This window comes from Martinezella calliandrae, from assembly GCF_030272695.1.
GTDB lineage: Bacteria > Pseudomonadota > Alphaproteobacteria > Rhizobiales > Rhizobiaceae > Rhizobium > Rhizobium calliandrae.
On sequence record NZ_JARFYN010000190.1, the window covers coordinates 1 to 613 of the forward strand.

Consider the following 613-nt stretch of genomic DNA (forward strand, 5'->3'; position numbering starts at 1 on the left):
GCCAATATAAAGCTCGCCCACCGCCCCGAACGGCACCGGTGCACCATGACCGTCCAGCAGGTAGAGCCGCGTGTTGGCGATCGGACGGCCGATCGGGACAATGGTTGAGGTGGCGAACTCGGTCGGAATGTCATAGAAGACGCAGCCCACAACTGTCTCGGTCGGGCCATATTCGTTCACCATCCTGGCCGTCGGCTGGATTCTGCGCCATAATTCTACCGTGGAGGACGACAGCGCTTCACCGCCGATGACAAACGTGCCGACCTGACCGTCGGTTGTTTCTACCAGCAACTGTTGGCCGAGCGCATCCAGATGACTCGGGGTAATCTTGATTATGCCGCACTCTGCACTGATTTTTACCCGCAGCCCCCCGATCTCGTCTCGCTCCGTTAGAAGCTGTGTATGGCCACCACTCATCAGAGGAGCAAACAGGCTAGTAACCGTTGCATCGAAGGCGAGTGATGAGGAGACCACGGAAGAGGATCTGGGATCATAAACGTCGCAAGCCCAGGATAGATAATTGGCCATCCCGCGATGCTCGACCATGACGCCCTTTGGGGTTCCGGTGGAACCGGAGGTATAGATGATATAGGCGAGATGGCGTGCGGTAAGG

1 protein-coding gene is annotated in these 613 nt (G+C 57.6%); it reads right to left on the reverse strand.

Features of this window, described 5'->3' with window-relative positions:
• The coding region (locus PY650_RS36655; RefSeq protein WP_285884998.1) for an AMP-binding protein at positions 1-613 on the reverse strand (613 nt) is incomplete at both ends.